Source organism: Bacillus sp. M6-12 (assembly GCF_002860285.1).
Lineage (GTDB): Bacteria > Bacillota > Bacilli > Bacillales > DSM-1321 > Peribacillus.
Map to the genome: position 1 here is coordinate 184,485 of NZ_PGVF01000005.1, position 26,564 is coordinate 211,048.

29 protein-coding genes, 1 tRNA gene and 1 riboswitch are annotated in these 26,564 nt (G+C 40.2%); of the genes, 9 read left to right on the forward strand and 21 right to left on the reverse strand.

Annotation, left to right across the window (positions count from 1 at the left end):
- Positions 1 to 83 precede the first annotated feature (83 nt).
- Positions 84 to 1,181 carry an AI-2E family transporter gene (locus CVD28_RS08340; protein ID WP_101591908.1) on the forward strand — a complete coding sequence of 366 codons (1,098 nt, stop codon included), beginning with the start codon at positions 84 to 86 and terminating at the stop codon, positions 1,179 to 1,181.
- 183 nt (positions 1,182 to 1,364) lie between these two features.
- Here the strand turns inward: CVD28_RS08340 and CVD28_RS08345 are convergent, their stop codons facing one another.
- The 4 genes from CVD28_RS08345 to CVD28_RS08360 form a co-directional block, all read right to left on the reverse strand.
- Entirely contained in the window at positions 1,365 to 1,814 is a 450-nt protein-coding gene (locus CVD28_RS08345; protein ID WP_101591909.1) for a YueI family protein, read from the reverse strand.
- 134 nt (positions 1,815 to 1,948) lie between these two features.
- Positions 1,949 to 2,077, reverse strand: coding sequence for a protein YhfH (gene yhfH, locus CVD28_RS08350; protein ID WP_101591910.1), 129 nt, complete (start codon positions 2,075 to 2,077; stop codon positions 1,949 to 1,951).
- Positions 2,078 to 2,707: 630 nt separating this feature from the next.
- The gene (locus CVD28_RS08355) at positions 2,708 to 3,115 is read right to left on the reverse strand and encodes a hypothetical protein (protein ID WP_101591911.1); all 408 of its coding nucleotides are present in this window, start codon (positions 3,113 to 3,115) and stop codon (positions 2,708 to 2,710) included.
- A 254-nt stretch (positions 3,116 to 3,369) separates the two neighbouring features.
- Complete coding sequence (locus CVD28_RS08360) at positions 3,370 to 4,272, reverse strand: AEC family transporter (protein ID WP_101591952.1); 903 nt, start codon at positions 4,270 to 4,272, stop codon at positions 3,370 to 3,372.
- Between the two features lie 196 nt (positions 4,273 to 4,468).
- Between CVD28_RS08360 and CVD28_RS08365 the strand changes: the two genes are divergently transcribed.
- Both CVD28_RS08365 and CVD28_RS27980 read left to right on the forward strand, forming a co-directional pair.
- Entirely contained in the window at positions 4,469 to 5,128 is a 660-nt protein-coding gene (locus CVD28_RS08365) for an SDR family oxidoreductase (RefSeq protein WP_101591912.1), read from the forward strand.
- A 58-nt stretch (positions 5,129 to 5,186) separates the two neighbouring features.
- Positions 5,187 to 5,274, forward strand: a tRNA-OTHER gene (locus CVD28_RS27980).
- 104 nt (positions 5,275 to 5,378) lie between these two features.
- Here the strand turns inward: CVD28_RS27980 and CVD28_RS08370 are convergent.
- A complete protein-coding gene (locus tag CVD28_RS08370) occupies positions 5,379 to 6,032 on the reverse strand; it encodes a DUF421 domain-containing protein (protein ID WP_257985799.1) in 654 nt (217 codons plus the stop codon).
- A 361-nt stretch (positions 6,033 to 6,393) separates the two neighbouring features.
- Positions 6,394 to 7,884 carry a glycerol kinase GlpK gene (gene glpK, locus CVD28_RS08375; RefSeq protein ID WP_101591913.1) on the reverse strand — a complete coding sequence of 497 codons (1,491 nt, stop codon included), beginning with the start codon at positions 7,882 to 7,884 and terminating at the stop codon, positions 6,394 to 6,396.
- Positions 7,885 to 8,210: 326 nt separating this feature from the next.
- On the opposite strand from glpK, the gene CVD28_RS08380 reads away from it, so the two are divergent.
- Together CVD28_RS08380 and psiE are read left to right on the forward strand one after the other, a co-directional pair.
- Positions 8,211 to 9,308, forward strand: a complete 1,098-nt coding sequence (locus CVD28_RS08380) for a lactonase family protein (protein ID WP_101591914.1) — start codon at positions 8,211 to 8,213, stop codon at positions 9,306 to 9,308.
- A gap of 138 nt (positions 9,309 to 9,446) precedes the next feature.
- The gene (psiE, locus tag CVD28_RS08385) at positions 9,447 to 9,872 is read left to right on the forward strand and encodes a phosphate-starvation-inducible protein PsiE (protein ID WP_101591915.1); all 426 of its coding nucleotides are present in this window, start codon (positions 9,447 to 9,449) and stop codon (positions 9,870 to 9,872) included.
- Between the two features lie 79 nt (positions 9,873 to 9,951).
- Here the strand turns inward: psiE and CVD28_RS08390 are convergent, their stop codons facing one another.
- The 4 genes from CVD28_RS08390 to CVD28_RS08400 all read right to left on the reverse strand — a co-directional run bounded on the left by CVD28_RS08390 (position 9,952) and on the right by CVD28_RS08400 (position 12,659).
- Positions 9,952 to 10,674, reverse strand: coding sequence for a CBS domain-containing protein (locus CVD28_RS08390; RefSeq protein WP_101591916.1), 723 nt, complete (start codon positions 10,672 to 10,674; stop codon positions 9,952 to 9,954).
- 230 nt (positions 10,675 to 10,904) lie between these two features.
- A complete protein-coding gene (locus CVD28_RS28655; RefSeq protein ID WP_257985800.1) occupies positions 10,905 to 11,354 on the reverse strand; it encodes an N-acetylmuramoyl-L-alanine amidase in 450 nt (149 codons plus the stop codon).
- 15 nt (positions 11,355 to 11,369) lie between these two features.
- Positions 11,370 to 11,909, reverse strand: a complete 540-nt coding sequence (locus tag CVD28_RS28660) for a LysM peptidoglycan-binding domain-containing protein (RefSeq protein WP_257985801.1) — start codon at positions 11,907 to 11,909, stop codon at positions 11,370 to 11,372.
- A gap of 159 nt (positions 11,910 to 12,068) precedes the next feature.
- Positions 12,069 to 12,659 carry a molybdopterin-dependent oxidoreductase gene (locus CVD28_RS08400; protein ID WP_101591917.1) on the reverse strand — a complete coding sequence of 197 codons (591 nt, stop codon included), beginning with the start codon at positions 12,657 to 12,659 and terminating at the stop codon, positions 12,069 to 12,071.
- 185 nt (positions 12,660 to 12,844) lie between these two features.
- Between CVD28_RS08400 and CVD28_RS08405 the strand changes: the two genes are divergently transcribed.
- The 4 genes from CVD28_RS08405 (at position 12,845) to CVD28_RS08415 (ending at position 15,729) form a co-directional block, all read left to right on the forward strand.
- Positions 12,845 to 13,393 carry a DL-endopeptidase inhibitor IseA family protein gene (locus tag CVD28_RS08405; RefSeq protein WP_101591918.1) on the forward strand — a complete coding sequence of 183 codons (549 nt, stop codon included), beginning with the start codon at positions 12,845 to 12,847 and terminating at the stop codon, positions 13,391 to 13,393.
- Positions 13,394 to 13,753: 360 nt separating this feature from the next.
- Positions 13,754 to 14,773 carry an LLM class flavin-dependent oxidoreductase gene (locus tag CVD28_RS08410; protein WP_101591919.1) on the forward strand — a complete coding sequence of 340 codons (1,020 nt, stop codon included), beginning with the start codon at positions 13,754 to 13,756 and terminating at the stop codon, positions 14,771 to 14,773.
- 209 nt (positions 14,774 to 14,982) lie between these two features.
- A complete protein-coding gene (locus tag CVD28_RS27985) occupies positions 14,983 to 15,129 on the forward strand; it encodes a hypothetical protein (RefSeq protein ID WP_180954070.1) in 147 nt (48 codons plus the stop codon).
- A 405-nt stretch (positions 15,130 to 15,534) separates the two neighbouring features.
- Positions 15,535 to 15,729 carry a hypothetical protein gene (locus CVD28_RS08415; RefSeq protein ID WP_101591920.1) on the forward strand — a complete coding sequence of 65 codons (195 nt, stop codon included), beginning with the start codon at positions 15,535 to 15,537 and terminating at the stop codon, positions 15,727 to 15,729.
- A gap of 115 nt (positions 15,730 to 15,844) precedes the next feature.
- Here CVD28_RS08415 and CVD28_RS08420 read toward each other — a convergent pair whose 3' ends face one another.
- From CVD28_RS08420 to CVD28_RS08470, 11 genes are all read right to left on the reverse strand, one after another.
- Positions 15,845 to 16,744 carry a sulfite exporter TauE/SafE family protein gene (locus CVD28_RS08420; protein ID WP_101591921.1) on the reverse strand — a complete coding sequence of 300 codons (900 nt, stop codon included), beginning with the start codon at positions 16,742 to 16,744 and terminating at the stop codon, positions 15,845 to 15,847.
- 154 nt (positions 16,745 to 16,898) lie between these two features.
- Positions 16,899 to 17,630 carry a sirohydrochlorin chelatase gene (locus tag CVD28_RS08425; protein ID WP_101591922.1) on the reverse strand — a complete coding sequence of 244 codons (732 nt, stop codon included), beginning with the start codon at positions 17,628 to 17,630 and terminating at the stop codon, positions 16,899 to 16,901.
- Positions 17,631 to 18,410 (reverse strand): uroporphyrinogen-III C-methyltransferase, encoded by a 780-nt coding sequence (cobA, locus tag CVD28_RS08430; protein ID WP_101591923.1) that lies wholly within the window; start codon positions 18,408 to 18,410, stop codon positions 17,631 to 17,633.
- A gap of 78 nt (positions 18,411 to 18,488) precedes the next feature.
- Complete coding sequence (gene cysC / locus CVD28_RS08435) at positions 18,489 to 19,088, reverse strand: adenylyl-sulfate kinase (protein WP_101591924.1); 600 nt, start codon at positions 19,086 to 19,088, stop codon at positions 18,489 to 18,491.
- 35 nt (positions 19,089 to 19,123) lie between these two features.
- Entirely contained in the window at positions 19,124 to 20,269 is a 1,146-nt protein-coding gene (gene sat, locus CVD28_RS08440) for a sulfate adenylyltransferase (RefSeq protein WP_101591925.1), read from the reverse strand.
- An 85-nt stretch (positions 20,270 to 20,354) separates the two neighbouring features.
- Positions 20,355 to 21,056 carry a phosphoadenylyl-sulfate reductase gene (locus CVD28_RS08445; protein ID WP_257985805.1) on the reverse strand — a complete coding sequence of 234 codons (702 nt, stop codon included), beginning with the start codon at positions 21,054 to 21,056 and terminating at the stop codon, positions 20,355 to 20,357.
- A gap of 131 nt (positions 21,057 to 21,187) precedes the next feature.
- Positions 21,188 to 21,291, reverse strand: a riboswitch (SAM riboswitch).
- 143 nt (positions 21,292 to 21,434) lie between these two features.
- Positions 21,435 to 22,511, reverse strand: coding sequence for a YkvI family membrane protein (locus tag CVD28_RS08450; protein WP_101591927.1), 1,077 nt, complete (start codon positions 22,509 to 22,511; stop codon positions 21,435 to 21,437).
- Between the two features lie 84 nt (positions 22,512 to 22,595).
- Positions 22,596 to 23,702, reverse strand: a complete 1,107-nt coding sequence (gene menC / locus CVD28_RS08455; RefSeq protein WP_101591928.1) for an o-succinylbenzoate synthase — start codon at positions 23,700 to 23,702, stop codon at positions 22,596 to 22,598.
- Positions 23,699 to 24,544 (reverse strand): GNAT family N-acetyltransferase, encoded by an 846-nt coding sequence (locus CVD28_RS08460; protein ID WP_180954072.1) that lies wholly within the window; start codon positions 24,542 to 24,544, stop codon positions 23,699 to 23,701. The genes menC and CVD28_RS08460 overlap by 4 nt, the downstream gene beginning before the upstream one ends.
- Positions 24,541 to 25,683, reverse strand: a complete 1,143-nt coding sequence (locus tag CVD28_RS08465; protein WP_101591930.1) for a M20 peptidase aminoacylase family protein — start codon at positions 25,681 to 25,683, stop codon at positions 24,541 to 24,543. Before CVD28_RS08465 ends, CVD28_RS08460 begins: the two co-directional genes overlap by 4 nt.
- Positions 25,680 to 26,543, reverse strand: coding sequence for a MurR/RpiR family transcriptional regulator (locus CVD28_RS08470; RefSeq protein ID WP_101591931.1), 864 nt, complete (start codon positions 26,541 to 26,543; stop codon positions 25,680 to 25,682). Before CVD28_RS08470 ends, CVD28_RS08465 begins: the two co-directional genes overlap by 4 nt.
- Positions 26,544 to 26,564 lie beyond the last annotated feature (21 nt).

Sequence of the window (26,564 nt, forward strand, 5' to 3'; positions counted from 1 at the left end):
GAAAAATATTTAATAACATCAAGTTTACTTGAAATAAAAAGAAGGAATGAAAGAGAAAGACGTTCAATACGGGAGGTTACATAGTGTGGATTCATAAACCCTTTTTTCAATATGCAACAGCAGTTTTGCTGGTTGTGATCATTATTTTTTTTCTCGGAAAAATCGATTACTTTTTATGGCCTTTTCAAAAGACAGCAGCTACTATCTTCTTTCCGATTGTGATTGCTGGACTATTATATTATTTGGTAAGGCCTATCGTTCGATTGCTTTCAAAGCGGATGCCGAAAACGGCAAGCATCTTTATTGTATTTGCAGTTTTCATCGCCATTATTTCAGGAGTGTCCTACTTTTACGGAAATGCTATAGCAGAGCAGGTTCAGGATCTTTCTAAAGTTCTTCCTGATAAAGTAAAGGAAATTTCCTCGGAATCTGAAAAAGCAATTGAGGATAGCAAGCTCGGAGTAGTTAAAACAGATAACCTGTCACAAAAAGCACAGCGCTATCTGAATACTCTTGCAGAAAAGCTGGTCGGCAATCTTGCGGATGTTATTTCCGTCATTACGAGTGTAGCAACTGTATTGGTTATTGTTCCTTTTATCCTTTTTTATTTTCTGAAAGATGATCACAGGCTAAGGCCATTTCTCTTAAAATATCTTCCTGATGAACATGAAGGAGAAGGAAATGTAATTTTGCTTGATATAGATAAGACTTTATCCACCTATATTATAGGGCAATTTATAATTGCCATTGTTGATGGGATCTTAATGTATATAGGTTATTTGATTATTGGAATTGATTATGCGATTATCCTGGCATTGTTTGCTATGGTCCTGACTGTTGTCCCGTTTATTGGGCCAATGATGGGAGTGATTCCGGCCATGTTTATCGCACTGCAGCAGGAACCATTCATGGCTGTAAAAGTCCTGATTGTCCTTGCTGTCGTTCAGCAGCTGGAGGGTTATCTTGTAACACCTCACGTAATGGGAAAACGGCTGAATATTCATCCATTAACCATTATCCTGCTTCTGCTAGTGGCAGGATCCATCTATGGGTTTCTGGGCATTTTGCTTGCGATTCCGCTGTATTCTGTTATCAAAACACTAATTAAAAACTTCCGCTTATTTTATCGGTTGCGAAGAAAGCGTGAAGAGAGCTCCCCAGTAAGTCTGAAAAAATCATAACTCAATATGAAAGAACCCTATCCGGCAGGGTTCTCAGAATGTCGACAAAAGGGGTACGGAATGGTCTCATTCCGAACCCCTTTTGTTGATTTTTCTATCTTTCTCTTATTTGGCAGGAAATGATCTCTTATAGCCTCATTTATTAAGCCCTTTCTCGGCATCTCCAAATACATTTGGCCATCTTCATGATTTGGAAAATGCATTCTTAATTTTTTGGAACAATCCTTTTCTCGCAGTTTTTTTTGAAAATGTTCCAGCTAATTCTTTCTTGCTCACAAAAATTTCCGGTTTATCAACGGCATGATCGTAGGCTATCAGCATACCAATTTCAGAGTTATGATCGCCGTTAGTAACGATTGTGTATTTGATGCCGTGCTTATTGGCCGCCTGAATGTACTTGGATTGATGGGAAAAATCAAGATTGCCATTGATTAACATGTGAGCTTGAGGATTATCCTTCATTGCTTGTTCTGCTTCCGGATAAATGCTCTTTTCCATTACTTGTGCCTGAGTTAGCGCGAGCACAACGCGCTCCCGTAGTGTACCAAGAAACTTCTTTCGTTCTTCCGGCTTGATCTCCTTTTGACCATATATCCCTTCCTGCAGATAATCATCAATATTTTTATTAGACACAATTCTCCCTCCTGCCCTTTCAACCTTTATATATATGTATCATTAACCATGATTGATAAAAAAACTGATCGTTTCTAATAGCAGTAACAAAAAAAGAGCCCGCCTAATTGGCACAGCTCCTCTTGTTTTGACAGCTATTCTTCCCTTTTTGAAAGGCAGCGGTCGCATTCCATTAAAAAAGATTCGTGGTGCTCGTGAAATTTTTCACCACATTCCGGACATTGCTTTTGTGTTTGCATTTTGAATTCGTTTGATTTTTTCATTTTACTTCCTCCTTTTGTATAACAATTATTTTTTTATTTCTTCTGTTATAATACAGTATAATCTGGTTCCGATTAAAAGGGAAGCCTTTTTTTCTGAAAATTTCAATTTATTTAACTTCCTGTTAAAATGGGAAACAGGTTGCGGTTTTTTTGATCATAGGTCTGATTATCTGCTTAACAAGTAAATCACCGGAATCGGCTAGTATTTTCTGGGGTTGGACAGTAAATCCTTGATTCCGGCAAGTAAATGACCGTCTTTGGACAGTTACCCTTTTTGGGAAGTAAATAGGGCTTCAAATTTTAAAAAAATAAGCCCGGTTATACATGCATGTTTATTTCCGCTCTAGGAGCAATCCGGGAGCCTCCTCGGCGTTACCTTATGCGGGGTCTCCCTTGGACCGCTTCTCACGGGTACATTAATCCTTGAAAAAATACCGCACGAAGGAAATGCTAAGCATTTACGAGGAGTCTCACTCCTTCCGCCCCAATCAACATAGTGCCAAAATAAAAATGAATTTTAACATTGCCTAAAAATAAAAAACCTTGCCTGTTCTTTTCAAAACGGGCAAGGTTTAATGGAAGACATCCTTTTGTTATCTTTATAAAAAACAATCTGCGGATTTCAATATCTTATTTCCTGGCATCTTCAAATGGGGCAAAGAATACTCCTTTTGGACCGAGCATTTCTGTGCTGCTAGTTCTTTCGTTACCGTTGACCACATATAGTCCAGCGGGGAAATAATCAAATCGGCCGCTTTCCACATGAAGCTGGACAAAATAATTCTGGAGTTCATCCAACAGCTGATCATAGGACTTTTCATCTTTCACGTCGCCAAATTCATCGAGCTCAAAACTATCTTTTAAAGAATCCTCTAATTCTTCATGACTCGAAATGGCTATATAGATGTCGACATCGCTGCAATCTAAACACAGCAGCATCGGATCATCAATGAGCTGATCGTATGCGGTCTCGACCATTTCGCTCAAGAGGTCCTTGATCTTGTCTTCATTCTCCAGTTTAATGGACGTTTTTAGCATCTTTCTCCCTCCTAGCCTAAAAGAATAATCATTTTTTAATTAGCTTTATTATATCAGTCAGGCCATAAAGGACAAATGTTTGACCTCAGGCATTAAAACAAGGGCCGTAGTTTGACAAAAATCGCTGTTATACTGTGTTGGGTTACACGGAATGACATTTTTGGTTTGTTATTGTCACATCCTGCGCTTTCCCGAGAAATAATTTAAATTTTCGGAAATAAATAACGTTCACTCTTTATATCATTCTATTCATTTTAAAGAACAATCCAGAATACCAGCGGCAAGGTAACTAAACTTAACACGGTACTTACGAACGTAGCAGTGGATACAAAATCCGGCTCCGTATTGAACTGGAGCGCCAGCATGGTGGTATTTGCGGCTGTTGGCATTGCGGCTAAAACAATCATAATTTGTTTTACCATATCATCCACTGGCAGGATCAGGGTCAATAAAAAGGCAATAACAGGAGAAATGGCAAGTTTAATAGTTAAGGAAAGAGATAGTTTCTCTTTGACCAGGTTTTTTACCGAGATATTTGCAAGCTGCATACCAAGCGTAATCATAATAGTCGGAATGGCTGCGTCTGCAACCATGTTTACGGCTTCCATGATAGAGCTCCCAAGCGGAATCCGGAAATAATGAAGAACCGCCCCTGCAAAACCGGCATACATAATGGGCATTTTCCTTACTGCCTCAAGTGCAGACTGAAAACCATTACTCCCGGGGCTGCCCTTTGCTGCATAATAGATGCCGATTGTACACATAACCAATTGTTGGATAACCATAAGAATAATTGCATAGTCAAGCCCTGCAGCTCCAAATAAAAGGAAAACTACAGGTGTTCCATAGTTTCCATTATTCATAAAGGAGGAAGCCAGTATCATGCCGCAAGTTTCGGTAACTGTATACCTCCTGAAAAATGATATCGTATAAACTACCAGTATAAGTGAAAAGCATAAGGCAAAAATATAGACAGCAAGATAAAAATGGCTAACATTAAATTCGGTTGTATAAAAGGTACGGAATACGAGAAATGGTGACATTAAATAAAGAGCCATCGTGGAAATTCCCTTGGTATCAAACTGGAACTTTTTTTGGCCAATAAATCCCAATATAAAGATTCCAAATATCGGAAGCAGAATGCTTATGAATTCTATCAAATTAATTCACCTTCATTTTTGAATTTATTCCCAGCCAAGTTGCTCGCCTAATCATTAATCAAATTATTGTACATTATGTAGAAAAACACAATATGATTAACTTGTATACTTTTAATAAATAAGCTCTGTTAAACTTATTGCCAAATCAGCAATGATCTTTAATGTAGCCATTAAATAATGGAAGGTGAAAAATATGAATATCCTGATAGTCGGTGCTAACGGACAAATTGCAAGACATCTTATTAAAAAACTATCACCCACAGAACATACCGTAACTGCAATGCTGAGAAGCGAAGAACAATTTGATGCTCTTCAAAAATTAGGAGCCGACAAAACGGTTCTTGGTGACTTGGAAGGAAATATTTCACATTCTTTTGCCGGAATCGATACTGTTGTCTTTACGGCTGGTTCTGGAGGCCATACAGGTGCGGATAAAACAATGCTGATTGATCTGTGGGGTGCGATAAAGACAATTGATGAAGCCAAAAGGCAGAATGTCTCCCGATTTATCATGGTCAGTGCAAAAAATACGGAAAACCCTGAGGAAGGCCCCTATTCGATGCGGCATTATTATATTGCTAAGAAGCTGGCTGATGATCATTTAAAACGTTCCAATTTAAACTTTACAATCATCCGGCCGGGCAGATTAGTGAATGAACCAGAAACAGGACATGTTCTTATCAAAGAGAAAATAACAGACAGCAGTGAGAACAGCATAACCCGCGAGGATGTAGCTGGGGTAATTGCCGAAGCAATAAGCCGGGATGATTTGCATGGCAAGACCTTCGAGCTATTAAACGGAAATCAAAAGATCAGCGAAGCATTGGATCAATTTATCGGGGACAATGTCTAGTGTTCAGTAATTAGATCTCAAAGGTATATTTTCCCCATAACTGCACAAACTGTATGTAGGACTTGTAGCTCAACGAACAGAGCAACCGGCAGTTTCACCAGATAAACTGCATGTGTTTTTTGCGGGTTAAAGTCCCGCCAGGTCCTTTCCCTTCTAAGAAAAAAACGCCAGCGGGCTGCTGGCGTTTAACTTTATTAGATAAGAAAACTTTTTTAACAATTACAGATGTCTAGCTCTGCTTGCGCTTTTCTTATATACAATGTTCATATTTCTTTATAAAAAAACCTTCTGGAATTGACCATTCGGCATAATAAATATCTTTAATATTGCTGATCCCCTCTTTTGATAAACCTCTCATAAGCCATTCCCTATCCTTGCCGGCAATTTGAAGATTATGTTCCAATATCCTGCCTTCGTCAACTAATAAAATCGACGGTTCTTCCGTTTCCTCATGTTCTTTATATTTCATGACACTTATCTCACCATTGGTTTCCAGGAACACATATTTTACGGCCTTTAAAGAAAATATATCTTTTTGGCGGAGCATACCTCTTAGCTCTTCCAGCTCAAGATTAGCTTTTTCAAGTTCCTCAATGCTAACTTTCCCATCCTGAATCAATATCTGGCTGCTTCCTTTTAAAGGGCCTCTTAATTTGTCAAATCGCTGTGTCAGCTTTTCAACTGTATAAATCAGTGCACCCCAGATAGCTATTGAAAAGAGCATTTGGGGAATGGTATGGTCTTGATGGTAAATGGTTTCTTCAACGGTACCTCCAAGTATGAGGGCATAAACAAAATCAAAGGGTGTAACCTGGGACATATGCTTTTTCCCAAGCAGCCGGGTAACAAAAACAAGTGCGATGAGCCCGATAAGTAATTTTAATACTATTGACGGATAAATCATAAATAAGTCCATTACCTCCTAACTTCTCTTGATCATTTTTCCCGTCTTTTGCTCATTAGAAACGCATTAAGGGAATTATCAAGGGTTATAGGAGCTGAAAAATTAAATGGTGCTATTAAGGTATCCGATAACGGAATTGTAATGAAGTAAAAAAATTATTTTCGTGGCACCCTTACCACAATTCCGTGATAATTTTTATTCCGTGAGACAAACCGCCATTCCATGAAAAGGGACGACAATTCAATCGTGAGAATGGAACCGCATTTCCGCGCAAGGTAAAATAATTCCGGAAAAAGACTTTTCTTTTTATTAATATCCACAATTTGGTAAATGTTTTTTGCGCAACGCCTTTCTTAAATTCTTATTTATATGCCATCGCCGCGTGAATCGCCTTTTTCCAGCCTTCATATAATTTTACGCTTTCCGTTTCTTCCATAGAAGGCGTAAAAGTTTTGTCAATTGCCCACTGTTGTGCAATTTCTTCTTGGTTCTTCCAGTAACCCACAGCGAGACCTGCCAAATAGGCGGCTCCCAGTGCGGTTGTTTCATTTATAATTGGCCTTTCTACTGGCACACGTAACAGGTCGCTTTGAAACTGCATTAAGAATTCATTCCTCACCGCTCCCCCATCAACCCGCAGTGTCTGCAAACTTATACCAGAATCGGCTTCCATTGCGTCAATTACATCCTTTGTTTGGTAGCACAATGATTCCAGCGTAGCGCGGATAAAATGTTCCTTTGAAGTGCCGCGGGTCAAACCAAGCACTGCACCCCGCACGTCGCTGTCCCAATAAGGAGTTCCCAAACCAACGAATGCCGGGACTACATATACCCCATCCGTACTATTAACTCTTATTGCATAGTTTTCACTGTCTTTCGCACTTTTCAGCATTCTTAGACCATCGCGGAGCCATTGAATAGCAGATCCCGCCACGAAAATGCTTCCCTCAAGGGCATATTCTACCTTGCCGTTCAAGCCCCAAGCGATAGTTGTAAGCAATCCATGTTCTGAACGGACAGCTTTATCACCGGTATTCATCAGCATAAAGCAGCCTGTTCCGTACGTGTTTTTCGCCATTCCTTCATTAAAACATGCCTGTCCGAATAGTGCAGCCTGCTGGTCTCCCGCTGCGCCTGCAATAGGAACCGATTGTCCGAAGAAATGATCATCCGCTGTATGGGCATATATTTCAGATGATGGCCGGACATCAGGAAGCATGGATTTTGGCACCGTCAAAAGTTCTAGCAGCTCATCATCCCATGCCACATCATGAATATTGAACATCATTGTCCGGGAAGCATTGGAAAAGTCGGTCACATGCGCCTTGCCTCCTGAAAGCTTCCATATGAGCCATGTATCTATGGTCCCGAACAAAAGCTTGCCTTCATCAGCCTTTTGTCTGGCACCTTCGACATTATCGAGAATCCATTTTACCTTGGTTCCCGAAAAATAAGCATCAATCAGCAAGCCTGTTTTCTCTCGAAACAGGTCATTATAGCCTTTTTCTTTTAATTCTTCACAAATACCTGAAGTCTGTCTGGATTGCCAAACAATCGCATGATAAACCGGGGTTCCTGTTTCTTTATCCCATACAACGGTTGTTTCGCGCTGGTTCGTAATCCCGATTCCGGCAATTTGAACAGGTCTTACCCCTGACTCTGACAATACCCCTGCAATAACCGCAAGAATAGAACCCCAAATTTCGTTTGCATTATGCTCCACCCAGCCTGGCTTCGGAAAATGCTGTGTGAATTCCTTTTGGGCTGTATGGACAATTTCTCCCTTTTTGTTGAATAATATCGCACGTGAGCTGGTGGTACCCTGGTCCAAGGATAAAATAAACTTTTCCATATGTTTCTCCCCTTTTTTGGTGATGTAAAAGGTAATATACTTTTATGTTTCTATTGAAATTGGTTAAATATATCGGGATATTTTCTGTCTTCCTCATATCAATAATATCAAACATACCCTTAAAACAGACCTAAATCACCATTGCTGCTTATTCCGTCTTTTTTCCAATATTGTAGTACAAAATAGTAATGGTGAAGCAGCCCATAGTTACAGCATGCTGCCAATGTTTACTAAAGCAATTTTAACAGCCAGATAAGCTTGCGCCACAGCTGATTCACGCATGTAACAATGACTGTTAATCGGTTATTAGTGGATTTAACCGCAGTATGGTAAAATGTAGGCATCATGAAAAGGAGGTTACCTCGTTGTCAAATAAATACTTAGGATATATTGGAACGTATACAAAGGGAGATAGCAAAGGTATTTATACTTTCACCCTTGATGCAGAAAAACGGGAATTACAAGAATTGAAACTTGCTGCAGAGCTTGAAAATCCTACATATGTAGCTATCAGTCATGATAATAAATTTTTATATTCCGTCGCTAAAAGCGGAGAAAATGGGGGTATTGCTTCCTATAGCATAAACCCGGAAAATGGAGAACTGCAGTCCATTAACCAGCAGCTACTGAAGGGCGCTTCCCCTTGCCACGTGAGTATCAATCAGGATAACAGCCTGGCTGTTACTGCAAATTATCATAAAGGAACGATAGAGTCATATTCAGTGAACAGCAATAATGGTAAGGTTAGTCCTGCAGCATCAGTCAGCGAGCATTCAGGCTCAGGCCCAAATAAGGACAGGCAGGAAAAACCTCATGCACATTATTCAGGGTTTACTCCAGATGAAAAGTTTGTTGCTGCCATTGATTTAGGTATTGATAAGCTTATTACATATAAGGTTACTGGACCGGCTTTGAGCGAATTGCGATCATTCACTTTCAGGCCAGGAAGCGGGCCGAGGCACCTGGCGTTTCATCCAAATAGAAAATTTGCCTATGTGATGACAGAGTTAAGCTCTGAGGTCGTTGCTTTGGAGTATGATCAGGTAAATGGCAGCTTTACAGAATTGCAATATATATCAGCGATCCCTGCTGATTTTCAAGAAAATAACCAGGGAAGTGCGATCCACATTTCTTCTGACGGCCGGTTTGTATATGCCGCAAACCGGGGCCACGACAGCATAGCTGTCTTCCAGGTAAATCAGGATAATGGTGAACTTTCTTTTGTAGAACACACATCTACTGAAGGAGAGTGGCCAAGAGACTTTGCACTAGATCCATCAGAGCAGTTCCTTGTTGTTTCAAATCAGGAAACGAGCAGTCTGGCTTTGTTTAAAAGAGATCAGGAATCAGGAAAGTTGTCTCTGATTCAATCAAATGTATCTGTACCATTCCCTGTTTGTGTGAAATTTTTGCGCGAATCATAATCATAATTAAGTAATTATTAAAACCGCTTGGATCTGGGATTCAAGCGGTTTACATTATATGTCGGTCAGCTTTACATTGCATTCATTTTAGGAAGGTATAATACATCTGTGCACTGATGGCCGTAAGGAGGTAATTCGATGGTCCGGCATAGTAAAAAAATGAGTTTGAACTCCAAGATTTCTATTTCGCTGCAATATGCTTTAAATACTGCTTTAGTTTGCCTTGGGATAACTTTGTCTGTTTTGCTTGGCAAAGAAATTATCTATTTTATTTATTTTTCCATTCTTCAGCCGGGAATTGATAGTCACTATGAGCTTCTTGAGCGAATCTTAATCTTCTTCCTTTACTTTGAATTTATCGCAATGATCGTCAAATATTTTCAGGAAGAATACCATTTTCCAATTCGTTATTTTCTCTATATCGGCATTACGGCGATGATTCGTTTAATCATCGTTTATCATGAAAATCCCGTCAACACCCTCTTATATTCGTTGGCGATTCTTGTTCTTATACTCAGTTTTTATATTATGAACTCAGCAACAGCAAGGAAAGGGAAACTTTAATCTTCACTCCCTCCTTGCCTTTTCCGAAAACTGAGCCGCTTTAGTGTCGCTACATGGTGATTAACAATAAATATAAGTATCAATCGCTGAATTCAACCCCGAGCATGTCTCGTGAAGTAATGATGCCATTAGGCTGTTCAGATGGTGAGCCTGTCTTGGTTATCAGCACCCCTTCAATCTTCTTGTTTTTGTTGTAATATTCTTCAAAAATGTCTTCAACCTCAAAAATTGTGCTGTTTTGTGAAACAAAGATAACGTTATGCTTATATTTGGTGTTGAAAAGCTCCTTAATTTTTACAGAGTTGATTGTTAGTTTCTGATCTGAGAAATTGTCCGCAAGGTATTGGACAATCTGCCCTGAAGTTAATAACCAGGAATATTTGCCGTCTTTATTGTATATGGGGAATCTTGAATGTGCGTGTTTTTTGATAATATCCAGAACTTCTGAAAGGCTGTCATCCTCCTGAAAAAAATAAACAGGCTTTGTTGCTACTGACAGCGCAGAATCCGGTTTTTCGAACTCATCTGCAATTTTTTCAATTTTATCAACTATATTTTCATGCGGCTCTGCAATATAGTAGCCCTCATGTATTTTTTCATGTACCAGAGCATTTCTTAGTTTGGCGAATTGGCAAAGGTCATGTTCATAGTACCGAATGAAGGCATGGCTTTTCCCTTTATTAACAAGTTCAATAAATTTATCTGATTTTGCATTCTTTATTGTTTGCATCAGGGCTTTGTGAATTCTATTAAATGCAGTTTCAAATCTTTCGGATTGGCTTGTTTGAGTTTTTGCAGTCATATAATCTCTCCTAATTAACTTAGTTGCCTCTACTCTCTTCTTCCCCTTTTTTAAATTTTGAAAACTGTGAGGTCTTTTCAGAATTAATCAAGGAAACTGATTTATATGCCTGTTAATATTTTGGCAGCAAAAATCCCCCTTAATCACATTCTTTCCTCCATGAAATCATGCAGGTTTTTTAGAATGTGACTTAAAGGGGATCATATCCTATTCGCATAAATTACGAAAAATTAGCGCATCGATGCTGAAATTTCTTTCATTTTACTTAACACCAGCGGATAAAAATTATTCTTTGCACTCGTTGTGGAATTGCCTCCGAAAAATTCAGTACCTGGACAAGTTTTTACAGCATGGCCTTCACTTTTATCTAACACTCTTTCCCCTGAGTTAATATCCCACCAATGATGGTATGTGATACTTTCAATGGAAGGAGTTAAGCCGAATTTTAAACTAAGCAAGGCAGTGATCGTAATAATCGTTTCTTTTTGTTCCTCAGTCATACGATTTTTATCAAAGTTGCCAACATTTTCGATGGCTAACGAATTAGCTTCAATGGCATGCATCACCGATTTATTCTGTAACCCAAATGAACCTTCTGGCGGGGTATCAAATGGCCTGCCAACTACTACTTTTCCGTCCGGAAAGGTTGTTAAATGCTGACTTATTTGACTCCAGCCCATTGTCTTAATATGATGTTACTCCATTCCCTTCATCAATGCAAAGTGATTCGACCCATTGAATTCCTGATAAGAAGGCTGATACGTGTGGTGCTGCTGGATTTTTCCTATTTTTCTATTGAAGCGTTGATTAAATAGCCAATCTTTAAATTCTTCTCTTGTCATAAGTACAAACTGTCCTTGCATGGTTAGTCTTTTAGGAGGAATCCTTAATTTCTGCCCAACATATATAGTGTTGGACGTAATCCCGCTGGCCGTTTTAATGGATTGGACAGAAGAATTGAACGATTGTGCAAGCATCCATAAATTATCCCCTGGAAGAACTTTATACATGATGGGCACCCTTAATTTCTGGCCAGCAAATATTACATCAGATTGTAATCCATTGATTAGTTTTAAATCTTTTGCAGAAGTCCGATAAGTATTGGCTATTTTCCATAAATTATCCCCTGTTTTCACATCATACATATTTCTTGGATTATTAGCTGCAAGAGCAGGAGATATATTCCATAGCAATAATAAAATCAAACTAATGTAAAGCACAAATTGTTTTCTCATTTTTTAACCCTTTCATTGTGATATTACAATTTTAATCTTTCTGTTTGTTTAGTTTGTAAAACCGCAATGAAAGTATTCCAATTAATAATTGTTAAATTGCTGCAGGTGCAAATAAAAAAGGAAACTCTGTATTAAAAAGTTTCCCTGTGCCTTATAAAACTAACGGTACCTCTCCTCTTTAAATGGATTTGCTGACATGGAATATCCTAGCTCCTCCCAAAAACCGGCTTCATCATGCTTCATGAACCGTATTCCTGAAACCCATTTGGTACCCTTCCATAAATAGAAGGATTCTGGCGGTATAAAGCGAAGCGGATAGCCATGCTTTGGTGAAAGATCCTCCCATTCGCGTCCGCTATCCTTCCAGCGGGAAACGAATAAGGAATCATCGCCTAACAAATCAGCAAGCGGCAGGTTGGCCGAATACCCAAACATATCGCCATCCATGTATCCGTAGATTTTGACGTGTGAGACGCCATCCTCCAGTTCAACCAAATTTAAAAACTCTCTTAAGGCAATTCCTTCAAAAGTGGTATCAAATTTAGACCATGTTGTCACGCAATGCATATCAACTGTGGTTACCGTTTTTGGCATCGTCATAACATCTGAAAATGATAACTCCGCTTCCCTTTTTACTGCTCCAAAAAGCCGAAAGCTCCAGTCAGCCTCATTAAATTTATAAACATCTCCCTGGTGTAAAATCGGCCAGCTTTCTGTCTCAAATTGTCCTGGCGGAAGCTGCTTTGCCATTTTCTTTCACTACCTTTCCTAAATAAGACTGTTTTTATCATACTGTTTTGTACAGTAGTAATGCAAAGAAACCAAATTGAAACTAAGAAAAACTTTGTAATAATTGTAATATTATCCATTAAAATCTGTAACATTTGTAACATTCAGGCGTCTATATAGTGAAACCAATTAAGGAGGATTTTTTTATGAAAAAAATTGTTACAATTCTATTTTCTGCAGTTATGATGTTCACGTTTACCATGGGAGCTTCTGCACAGGCATCAAGCGCAAGCCTGACGGATACAAGTGCCTCCAAACTTTCTGTCTCTGCCCGGGACCATTTTCAAAGCTTTGTACTGGGCTTTAATGTGAAGGACAAAAATTCAAAATGTACAGCAGCCAAATTTACGCTAAAAGGGGTACAATACCAATACTATTGCAGTGAATTTAATACAAAAGCAAAGCTAACGAAATACATGAATGAAGTATTTACGTTAAATGCAATCGAAAAAGGAATGAAGAAATATAAAGTAATCGAATACAAAGGCAAGCTCGCTTTTGCCGCAAACGATTCTGCAGCAAGCTTTATCGATTGGAATAAGGCTAAAGGGAAATTGATTTATCAAAGAACTGATGTAAAACTGTATGAGTTCAAAATGCCGGAAGTTACTGCAAATAAAATCGAAAAACGGAAAGTAACGTTTGTTAAAGTGAAAAATAGATGGCTGATAAATCAAGTTGATGCTGCAATGTAAAAACAAGGTCCAGGTGGTCATAGGGTCACCTGGACTTTATATTTCTCTTAACCCCTCTTCATTAGCAATCAAAAAGTCGCTGCGCAGTAGAAGTCCGCAAAACAAAGTTTGCTTCTTAAAGGAATAAACCTGAGCAAGATGGTTTTATTCATCAATAAAAATTGATAAAATGACCTAGAAACTAATGGTTGTATACATTTAAGAATGCTGACAGGAAATAATATAACGATTACATAAAAGTGGCTGAAAATGCATAAAGACCAGCCGGTAAAGCTGAGAATGGTCTTTTCCAAATCATCCTCTACTTCCGATCATATTTCCCTGCCGGCGTAATGAACTCAATTGTGGGAGGAAGACATAATGTCAATTAAAACAGGCAATAAACAATTAAGTGAAACTCAACTATCAGTACTGGATCTTGCACCGATCGTCGAAGGCGGAAACGCTGCCATAGCTTTGAAGAATACTCTTGACCTGGCACGTCATGCAGAAAATTGGGGTTATAACCGGTACTGGCTGGCCGAGCACCATAATATGACCGGGATCGCCAGTTCGGCAACGTCTGTTGTCATTGGCCATGTCGCAGGCGGAACCTCAACAATTAGAGTCGGGTCAGGGGGAATTATGCTGCCGAACCATGCACCCCTGGTGATTGCTGAACAGTTTGGAACACTTGAATCCCTATTCCCAGGCAGAATTGATCTTGGTTTGGGCCGCGCTCCCGGTACGGACCAGCTGACTGCCCACGCATTACGAAGAGATCGCCGGAGCGACGGATCGGATTTTCCAGAACAGGTAGATGAACTGCGTAATTATTTTCATCCAAAAGGAAGCGTGCCTGTCCGGGCTGTCCCCGGAGAAGGATTAAACATCCCGATCTGGCTGCTGGGTTCTAGCGGATTCAGCGCGCAGCTGGCTGGACGCCTTGGCTTGCCGTTCTCATTTGCAAGCCATTTTTCTCCTGAAAATACTTTGCCGGCACTCGAGCTTTACCGCAGAAATTTCACAGCATCTGATGTGCTGGATAAGCCTTATGCAATGGTCGGGGTAAATGTGATTGCAGCGGAAACAGATGAAAAAGCGCAAAGGCTTGCAACTTCTATGCAGCAGCAATTTTTGTATTTAATCAGAAACAATCCAGGGCAGCTGCGGCCGCCGGTTGACAATATGGATGAACTTTGGACCCCGTATGAAAGGGCCGCGCTGGAACAGCGGCTGGAATCCTCTATTATAGGCAGTCCTGAAACAGTTAAGCAGAAATTGCAGGCCTTCCTTGATAAAACGCAGGCTGATGAGATGATTATCAACGCACAAATATATGATCACGCTGATCGCCTTCGGTCTTATGAAATTGTTTCAGGGATTGCAGGAAAAAAGTAAGAAAAAAACTCAAACATGTTTACTTTTCTTCCCTTAAGGGTAATTAAGAAATGTATGACGATACAAACCTGAAGGAGGTTGGTAATATTCCGTTATTAACTGCCACTTCATACTTTGTATTAGATGCTTAAGTAGTATATTGGAAGGATTCATGAAATTAGCGTTTTGTTAAGCGCTATTCCAATACTACAAAGGAGGGACTGGGAACTATGCGTTTTACAGCGACTTCAAGACATGTATTGGGGCAGCAGCAGAATAAATTCGTGTGGATTACGAAAAAGACCCCTGCTGACAGAAGGTTCATTTGGAGCAATGATCGCCTAGGAGAAAATCTGCCGACTGAAATGTATTTTTAATGCAAAAGGCCTGTACCATTTCGGTACAGGCTATTTTTATTATAGGGTGTGCTGAATCAAAATACTGCAAAAAAAGTTAGATCTACTATGTTAGTTTGCTTATGAGGAGATATTATTTAAAAACTCTTTCAGATAATTATTCCTTCAGCTGATGTTTCGTATACATTATATTTTTTCAAGGAAGGGATGGCAGATTCCATCCCTTCCTTGAAAAGTCGTTGGTCACCCGTCAGTTACCGCATCTTAGAATCCTCATTTAGTTGTCGAAAGGAAAACGCAGAGCTGGAGCACATTTTATCTGTATGATTAAATTTATATTAAACAAAATAAAATAAGGGTGGAAATTCTTTTTAATCCTGTTATAATGGCTAAAGGTTCAATACATTTTTAATAAAGGTGGGCAACATGGGGAATTCTTCTTGCAGGTTTGTAATCAATGCAGTAGGTAAAGATGGAGAAACGTACTATACCCATTGTCAGGATAAACAAGCGTTAAAGAAATGGATAGATGACCATCAAGAGAAGCTCTTGTTAAATGAACTTAAAATAACGGACAAGAATCAACATCCATTCTTAAAACTGTTTTCTCGAAAAAGATAATTAAAACCCTAACGAGACGTCATCCGGTTACGGATGGCGTTTTTTAATTGCAGTATCTTTCATAGCAAAAAGCCGTAGGAAGGTTCCTGCGGCATACTATTTTTCACATTCAAACTTAGGAGGCATTGCTTTCAGTATTTGCAACCTCATTTCTACTGACTTTCAAGTGCTTCCTTAACGAGAATAATATCGCTGCCACCCACCCAAAAATCAGCAGCGCATAAATAGCAGGGTGGTATTCATGATTGGTAACCCAAGCATTTAGAATGGTACGAATATTCACAATAATAATGAAGCCGCCAACGAAAACACCCATTAATTGTGGTGGGACGATCCGCACTAAATAAGCGGCTATTGGGGCTGCAAATATCCCTCCGATCATTAATGCGCCGACCCAAAGCCAGTTTACTGTGTTCCAGCCCAATGAAAGAATGAATCCTGCTGTCGCAGATAAAGCAATTGCAAACTCACTTGTATCAACGGTACCCACAACTTTACGTACAGTCATCCCCTTTTTGGATAACAGGATGGGTGTTGCAATTGGTCCCCAGCCTCCACCGCCTGTAGCATCGGCAAATCCCGCAATAAACCCAAGTGGGATCGATTGTTTTAATGGCAATGGCTTTGAATCTTTTTCCTCACTCTTTTGGAATAAAAACAGAAACCGGAAAATCACATATAACCCAAGGAGTAATAGGAAGGTTGACACGTATGGTTTAACAATATCTCCAGGCAAATTGCTTAAGAAACAAGCGCCAATAAAGGCTCCTATTGAACCTGGAATAATCAGGCGGATAACCATCTTTTTGTCTACGTTGCCGAATTTGATATGTGAAACTCCTGATGCAGCTGTTGTAACCACTTCAGAAAGATGAACGGAAGCAGAAGCAACCGCCGGAGCGATACTAAAAGCCAGCAGCAAGGAAGACGAGGTGACGCCGTATGCCATACCCAATGCCCCATCTATTAATTGTGCCAGGAAACCTACAAACGCCAAAACAAATAACTTTTTCATTTTTTCCCTCCGATGGCGTTGTTATTAATCAAAATATTTAGAATTTTATTTGTTAAAAAAATGCTTCTAACCTATAAGTCCAGAATTAGAAGCAATTCTTTTATCCAACTTGCTTTTTATTGCATTTTTATAAATTTTCTGGTGATGGCGCTTGCTAGCCTTCTAGGATCTCGTTAACCCGCTCTTTCAAAACCTTTTCGATAAGCGGGTGGTATCCTATATAATCACATAAAACATATTTATTTTCAGCATCCAGCTTTTTTATCGTTTTTTCCATGTTCTTCATCAGAATGCCTGTAAACAGCAGGTATGGGATTACAAATACTTTTTTCATGCCCGATTCCTTCGCAGTTTGTAGTCCTTCTTCAAAGCTAGGAAATGAAGCGGTCAGGTAACAGTCATTAACTCGGACTACCCCTATTCGCTGCTTCAAAAGCTCGGCAATCTGGACGAGGTCCCGTTTTACATCCGGGTCGCTGCTGCCTCTGCCCACCAGTAAAACCATTGAATCTGCTGTTAAAGCTTCTCCTGTTGCCTGGATTTTCTCCACTAAGATGTCGACCATGTTGGAGTCGACTCCAACAGGACGGCCATAGCGCAGCTCTACTTCGGGAAAATACTTGTGTATCCGGGAAAGTTCGGTTGGGATGTCTTCTTTGGCATGAGCAGCAGTCAGCAATAGCACTGGCAAGGCATGAATCCTTGTTGCTCCCCGTTCAATGCATCGTTGGAAAGCTGCTTCAATATTTGGGTCTGCAAGCTCCAGAAAACAATATTCCTGTATAGGAACTTCAACGCTTTGCATGCACCTGTTGATAAAGGCGGCTGCCTGTTCTACGCCTTTAGATACCCGGCTGCCATGCATGATATATAGAATTGCATCCATTTAATTGGCCTCGCTAGCTATAAAGGTTTCTAAGACAGGCTCTGATTCAAACCATTTAATTTTTTCACGCATTTTTACGACTTCACCTATGATAATGATGCATGGATTTTCGATTTTTTCCTTTTCAGCCGCCTCTGCTGCCATAATTAGCGTGCTGACGACCGTCTTTTGGCCATTTGTAGTACCCCAATTAATGAGCGCAACGGGAGTTTCAGGATTTTTACCAAAGTGCAGTAGCTGCTTCTGGATATATGGAAGGTTTTTCACTCCCATATAGACTGCAATAGTATCGATTCCTTTTGCTAGTGCTTCCCACTTAATATTATCTTTTTCCCCATTTTTGCGATGGCCGGCAACGAAAGCAAAAGAGGAACCGTATTCCCGGTGTGTAACAGGTATGCCGGCATAGGCAGGTGCTGCGATCCCTGATGTAATTCCGGGAATAATTTCAAAGGATACCCCGTTTTTGGCGAGGGTCTCAGCTTCTTCGCCCCCTCTTCCAAAAATAAATGGGTCTCCTCCTTTCAATCGGGTTACCACTTTGCCGTTTTTGGCACGTTTGACTAACAGATGATTGATCGTTTCCTGCTGAAGGGTATGCGATTCAGGGGATTTGCCGCAAAAAATGAGTTCGGCACCAGGTTTCGCATAGGTAAGCAGTTCTTCATTTATCAAGCGGTCATAAAGGATGACGTCAGCTTCTTTAATGCACTTTAATCCTTTGACAGTAATGAGGTCAGGGTCTCCAGGTCCTGCACCGACAAGATATACTTTACCCAAATTCCTACACCTCTTTTTAAAAAATTGGTACCTAGCAGTCAATGCCAGGTACCATTTTATAATTGTGTACTCAAATCCTTATATTGCTTCCCGATTTCTCAAATATTCAATTACCTGATCAGCACACTCTTCAATAGAGTACTGATTCGTTTCAATGACCAATTCCGGATTTTCTGGTTCTTCATATGGGGAACTAATGCCGGTGAATTCCGGGATTTTTCCTTGCCGGGCTTTTTCATAAAGGCCTTTTGGGTCACGCTTTTCACATTCGTCAAGCGGGCACTTTACAAAAACCTCAACAAATTCATCCTCATTTAACAGGCCGCGGACCAGCTCTCTGTCAGCTTGGAAAGGAGAAATAAACGCAGTTAGAACCACCTGGCCGCTATCGACAAATAGCTTCGATACTTCGCCGATTCTCCGAATATTTTCTTTCCTGTCTTCTTCAGAAAAACCCAAATCCTTGTTTAAGCCATGGCGGATGTTATCTCCGTCCAATACATAATTTTTTACATCGAGTTCATACAGCTTCTGAGCGACTGCATTTGCTACTGTCGATTTGCCTGATCCTGAAAGTCCGGTAAACCAAATGACAAAACTATGATGTTTATTTTGCTGTCTTCGAAGCTCCTTTGATAAGGATGCTTCATGCCAGGTAATATTAGTACTCTTCGTCAATGTTATCGCCCTTCCTGGATTGCTTGAAACAATCCTTAAACTTCTACTGTATTTTTCATTCCTTTGATTAACACTTCCACAACTTCCTTACGGCTGAATGTGCTTGGAGGGATTTCACCGTTGCGAAGCAGTTCCCTAACCTTTGTTCCTGACAAGATTACATGGTCTTCTTTACCGTGCGGGCAAGTTTTTGTTGATGCCATATTCTCACATTTAGAGCAATAAAAGCTGTGTTCGAAAAATAATAGAGAAATTCCTAATTCATCGGCAGTAAACTGACCAAAAATCAGCTGTGCATCGTATGTTCCATAGTAGCTGCCAACACCAGCATGGTCACGTCCAACGATAAAATGAGTACAGCCGTAATTTTTACGGACCATTGCATGGAAGATCGCTTCCCTTGGACCTGCATAGCGCATTGCGGCCGGGAATACAGCAAGGAATACACGGTCAGCAGGGTAATAGTTTTTAAGTAAAACCTGATAGCTTTCCATTCTTACATCTGCCGGAATATCGTCTGACTTTGTTTCCCCTACAAGCGGGTTAAGGAAAAGGCCATCCACTGTTTCAAGAGCTGTTTTTTGAATATATTCGTGGGCTCTATGAACAGGATTTCGCGTTTGGAATCCTACAACCGTTTTCCAGCCTTTTTCTTCGAAGACTTTCCTTGTATCAGCCGGGTCTAAATAAAAAGTATCAAATTGTTCCCTTTCAATTCTTTTAACAAGGGTAATTTGGCCGCCAATGTAAACATTGCCACGCTCAAACATTTTTAGGACACCTGGATGTGCCTTATCATCTGTTTGGTAAACTTTCTGAGCTTCTTTAGTTTTATCGGGTTCATAAATATCAGATATCGTTATAGTTCCGTAAGTAACTCCGTCTTTTACCAGTCGGGCTTCTTCTCCAATAGTAAGGCTGCCAGCTAGTTCCTCTGTAACAGGAAGCGTAATCGGAATACTCCAAACGCTGCCATTTGCCAAACGCACATTTTCTACAACTGATTCATAATCTTCTTTAGTAAGGAAGCCTTCAATAGGGCTGTATGCTCCAGTGCCGATCAATTCCAGGTCACTTAAAGCGATTCCGTCTAATTCAATCTCTTTTGCAATATTAGTAATGTCATATGAAGGATTCCAGCGATTAATTAATGTTCCTCCATGTGGTTGGCTTAATGTCATTTTGATATATCTCCTCTAGTAATTTTATTTATCTTATGGTTTTAGTCGGATTTAGGTGTTCAATTAAACTTTATTTTTTAGATGCCTATGTGTGCAAGCCGCACTCAATTTTTTGTGTTCCCGTCCATCTTCCCGACCTTAAATCATCTGCATTGAAAGCTGGCTGTGTGCATGGTTTGCAGCCGATGCTCGGATAGCCATTATCATGAAGAATATTGTATGGCAGTCCATTCTTATGGGCATAACGCCAGATGTCCTTCCAGGTCCAGTGGATGAGCGGACAGATCTTTACACTTTTGAAGCGGTTATCTTTATTGATAAATAATGTATTTTTCCTGGACTCTGACTGCTCGCGCCTTAAACCGGAAAGCCAGGCAGTTGCTCCTGACAGCACTTCATTTAGAGGAAGCACTTTTCTGATTTCACAGCATTTGTTAGGTTCCCGCTTCCATAATTCATCCCCGAATTGTGCAGCCTGTTCTTCCAACGTCAATTCTGGCTTTTTCAATTCGATCAATAAATCAGGATAGCGTTCTTTCATTTTTTCAATTAATTGATATGTTTCTTCAAAGTGAAGCCCTGTATCGAGAAAAACAACCTTCGCCCTAGGATTAACTTTGGAAATTAAATCAATCAGGACGATCCCTTCTATCCCAAAGCTGCACGCATAAATCAGCTGGTCACCATAATGGGAATACCCCCACTTTAGCGCCTCTAGTGCACCCTTCGTATCATTTTCAATCGGAAAATCAATTGCCGGAAACTCATCAAAGTTTCCATAGACCAATGTATCAGTCAAGATAACGCCCCCGATTCTTATTTTAAAATTATTAATATTTTATAGCGACATTTTCATTCATGTTCACATTATTTTAAAAAATCTTTCCGGGATAGGAAAGATTGGCAGGTAAAAGTTATACCTTATCTTCCCAAAATGGGTTTCATTTTGCTGGATGCAGCACCTTGCATTGCAGGTAGCCGGACATCATCGGGCCAAGTCCCTCCGTCACTCTTGATAAGTTTAATAAAATTTTAGCACATTATCCCTTAGTGTCAACAATAATATTGATTGGTTTACTCGGAATTAACAAAATGGGCGGATCATCATAATGCATTTCATATTAAACCCCCTTCTTAATTTATGAAAATAAGAAGGGGTAGGTGACTATCCTTTAATTGTAGAATGGGTCTTATTGGCATGTTGCCTGCCGCGAACCCAGGAAAAGATAATAGCAGCAATCAGAGTGAAACCAAGATATCCCATTACCGGATATACTGTACCAACTAAAGTGATAAATCCAATAAAGCTGGCAGCAAAGGCAATGATTCCGAAAACGGGAACAAATACTTTAAACTTAGGATTATCGGCTTTTACAAACCTCGCTGTGAAAGAATAAAGCATGCCAACAGCTGTATTAAATATCATTCCTAATAGGATAATTGACATTAAGATACCTAATACAGGGGACATTTCGTTGGCAATGAATAGCATTGGCATGTCCACACCTGTAATAACATCTACTTGTGTAAGCATTGCAATGTTTATCAGTAAAATGAGTACACCTAAACCAATACCGCCAAGAATTCCTCCTAAGCCTGCGCTCTTTTGATCCTTAACTGTCCCCCCCATTACAGCTAACATTGCGGCTCCTGCTGCAATATTATAAGAAACATATAATATTGCCCCTAAGCCCCAATTGGAGGCGGCTGAAGTTTGTTTTTGGGCCAATTGGTGCATTTCCGGAAAGCTTAAATCCGCTGTAGCAAAAGAATAACCGGCAATAACAACCACAATAGCAAGCAAAAACGGTGTAATAATACCCATTATCGAAAGCACTTTTTCAACATTAAGGCATACGGTAATGATGGTTAATAAAGCCATTACGATATTTCCGACGATGGCCGGCACACCAAACTGCTGTTCAAAAATTGATCCTGCTCCAGCCATCATGACAACTGTTACTCCAAATAAGAAAAACGTAATAACTATATCAACGGCGAGTCCAAGGTAACGGCCGCACATATGATAAATAACATCTTTATGCGAATCAGTCTGTAAACGGCTGCCAAGCTGCGTTAAATTCATACCTAAAAATGCAAAGAAAGCCGTTGCGATGACTCCTCCAACAATTCCCATCCACCCAAAACTTGTAAAAAATTGCAAAATCTCCTGTCCGGAAGCGAAACCAGCTCCCACTATTAGCCCGATGTATGCACCTGCGATCTGAATACTTTTTCTCATAATTTCCCCCGATATTCGAATATTTAGATAATTTATTTTAAAGAAAGGTAATGATAGAGTCCTCATACCTTTCCTATTTTTTTATTAAGAATATGTTTTTTCGAAAGTGGTAAATTGTTTAATGGTCTCCAGGTTAGGTTCATATCCGATTCCTGGTTTTTCAGGTACTGTAATCATTCCATCTGTTACGGTAACTTCCGGATCAATGATATCCCGTTCCCAATAGCGGGAAGAAGCAGCAGTATCACCTGGCATGATAAAGTTCGGTAATGTTGTTAATGCGATATTATGGGCCCTTCCGATTCCTGATTCAAGCATGCCTCCGCACCAGACTGGGATATTGTGCTGCTGGCAAAGATCGTGAATCCGTTTTGCTTCCGTCATTCCTCCAACACGGCCAATTTTTATATTGATAATCTTGCAGCTTCCCAATTCAATTGCTTTGCGCGCATCTTCGTATGAATGAATACTTTCATCTAAACAAACAGGAGTGGAGATCTGCTTTTGAAGCTGGGCATGATCGACGATATCATCGGAAGAAAGCGGCTGCTCAATCATCATCAAATCGAATTCATCAAGCTCTTTTAGCCTTCCGATATCGGTTAATCGATAAGCTGAATTAGCATCAGCCATTAGCTGTATGTTCGGAAATTTTTTACGGACCTCTCGCATAACATCCACATCCCAGCCAGGCTTTATCTTAACCTTCATCCGCTTATAACCTTCTTTGACGTATTCATCAATCAATTGTAGAAGGTCTTCCACGCTTTTTTGGATTCCAATGCTTATGCCGACATCAATCTCTTTCTTCTCGCCTCCAATGGCAGCTGCAAGGGGAATGCCTTGTTGTTTTGCGTACAAATCCCAGACAGCCCCTTCGATCGTGGACTTTGCCATATTGTTTTTCCGTATGTATGAGAAGATTTCAGAAACTTCATCAGGATGATGTATTTCTTTATTTAAGATTTGCGGGATTAGAAAGTCCTCAAGCATATGCCAATTCGTTTTAACCGTTTCTTCGTTATACCAAGGCGAATGGAAGGCTACTGATTCTCCCCAACCGCTGTTTCCCTCTTCATCCTTTGCCTCAAGAACCAGAAACTCTTTATCCTGGAATGTTCCAAAGCTAGTGGTAAATGGGAATATCATTTTCATTTTTAATTGCCTTAAGGTAACCTCTTTAATTTTCATAGTTCCTCCGCCTTATCATTGAGCTGTAAAGTTTTTTTGGGCACCAGCACGTAGTGATGTACAAGCTGATTTTCACTTTTACTTAGTGAAGCAACAGCATATCCGTTAGAAAATAAAGTTTGAAAGATTTGTCTTGTTTTAAACCGCCAATCGATGGCAAGTTCATTATTCTCACTTTTCAACTTCTGAAAACAGGCTGGTACCGGAATCACTACCGATTCCGGAAATGTGATGTTTTCAAGCGTTTCCTCTACATTTATTAATTTAGGGTGCTTATCCTCTGTCATTTCCCATCGAAAAGAGGATTCAAGACTAATATCCTCTATGGAATGCCGCTCCATCACATGCGGACTGTTAATCCACCATTCCACTTTAAAACGGTCTGTTGGAAGCCCGCTATTAAAGCTGTCTTCCATTTCACCGTAGCAATCTTCCACATAAGTTGAACAAATTGCATGTAATTTTGATAAATTGAGGTAGCCATTACGGGATTCAAGCGGGTCATAGGTCCATACTATAAGGTCATAACCCATCTCGCGGGCAATTTCCATTTGCTCCTGCTTTAGCCTAGCCCCTATACCTTTGTCCTGATGGTGAGGATGAATACCCAGCATATGAGAACATAAATAGCTTTTCCCTTTATTAAAGCCTGCAAAGCCATAGCTAAAACCAATCAGTTCATCCCCAATAAAAGCACCTAATATTAGTCCTCCATTTTGTGCAGCTGTAATCGTTTGATGAAGAGGCAGCGCGTCCATATTCCATACTTCCTTCTCTAGCCTTTGGACCTGCTGCATCTCTTTATTGGTAGTTAAGACTCTTGTCTCTATTTCTGAACTCATGATAACTCTCCCTTTTCATAAGCCTCAAATGTGTTTAGTACAGTTTTTGCCAGAATTTCTATTCCTGAGTATATGCGTTCTTGATTAAACGACATTTTTGGATGGTGCAGCCCTGGCTGTAAATCGCATCCTAATCCCAGCATGGTTGCTTTTATATGAGGTCTTTTCAAAGTATAGAAATGAAAATCTTCTCCGCCTGAGGTGACGACAGGCGCTTTAAGGTGCTGTTCCCCTATTGAATCAACAATCGCTTTTTTCATAAATTGAATAGCTTCTTGGTTGGCTTCCGCTGCAGCAACGCTCGCTACTGTTTCCAAAGTAATTTCAACGCCATAAAGCTTGGCCAGCGAATCAGCTATTTTGGTGGTTTTTTCAGTAAGCTCGTTCATTACAACATTGGTCTGCGCCCTTAAATCAATGCTAAAAGAGGCTTTTCCTGGAATAAGGTTTCCCGATTCCCCGCCGGCATGAAATTTGGTTACTTTAGCTGTATAGGGAACCATTGGATCCAAGTGGATATTTTTCATTTCATTGATAAGTGACGCACCAATTTCAATCGCATTTTGGCCCAAGTGCGGCCGGGCTCCGTGGGCATCTTCGCCAATGATCTCCCCAGTCAGAAACTTTGCAGCGCCATGAAGTATAGCAGGAATTGCTTCACCGTCCCGCAATTCCTGAATGGGCCTTAGATGGACACCATACAGGAAATCTACATCATCTACAACTTGTTTTTCAATCATTTTTAGTGCGCCAGTACCCTTTTCTTCTGCCGGCTGAAAAATGAATTTAAATTTACCTTTACTTAAGGCATTCAGCTGTTGCAGCAAAAGCATGGCCCCGACTGCCATTGTCATATGAGCATCGTGTCCGCATGAATGGTTTGCCTGGAATGTGCCATCTACTTCTTGCCAAAGAGCATCCATATCCGTCCGCAATGCGACGCAAAAGTCACCTTCCCCTGCCTCCACTACCATTCCGGTACAATCTTCAAAGGTTTGCACCGAAAACCCTCTTTCCATTAATAATTGCTGAAGATATTCAGTCGTTTTATATTCCTGCCAGCTTACCTCCGGATTATGATGTAAATGCTCAAATACTGAGTCAATTGTCGGCTTTAGCGTTTTGATGTAATCTTTCACTCTGCTATTCCCCCATCGTCTACAAAAAAATAATCTGCATTCAGTTTTTCATATTGTTGCTTTCGCATTTCAAATCGATCTTTATCTTTGATAGTAACTCCCGCAACAAAAGCATTTATCAATGAAAAAAGTGCGGGTGCTGCATCTATCGTAGACTTTTCGGATGAATAGATTTGAAAGATAATATCGGCATGCTCTCTGATCGGAGCTAGCGGAGAGTCGGTAATACCGATAACCGTTACTCCCTGCTCCTTTGCCAGTTGGGCAATCTTAATCGTTTCTTTTAGATATCGATGAAATGAGATAACGATCATTGTTGATTTGTTCGTCATTTCACTTAAGGTTGAAAGCAAATCATCTGTTTCTGGTCTCAATAGCTGCACGTTTCCACGCACTAAGCCTAGAGTAAACGTGAGCCAATTGGCTGCAGAAAAGGAAGAACGCAAGCCGGAAATATAGATTTTATCCGCCCGGGCAAGCTTCTGGACCGCCCATTCAAATTCCTTCTCACAAATATTATGTATTGTTTCCTGTATGTGCTGTCGATCCTGCTCCATCACACTTGCAAAGAAATGCGGCTGCTCAGCCAATTCAAGCTTTTTTGAAAAGAAATTGCCAAGGCTGCTTTCACTAAATAGCAGCTGTTCGCGGACTGTTTTTTGAAGCTCAGAGAAGCCGGTTAGCCGGATGGAGTAACAAAAACGAATAACAGTGGTTTCACTGACACCGGCCTGTATCCCAATTTCACTTGCCGATTTAACCGCAAACTCTCTTGGGTTATCCAATAAATATTTTGCTACCTTTTGCTGTCCCTTTGAGAGTTTGGTGTACTCCTGTTGTATAAGTTCCTTTAGATTCATGGAAATCACCTTTTAGTGGAA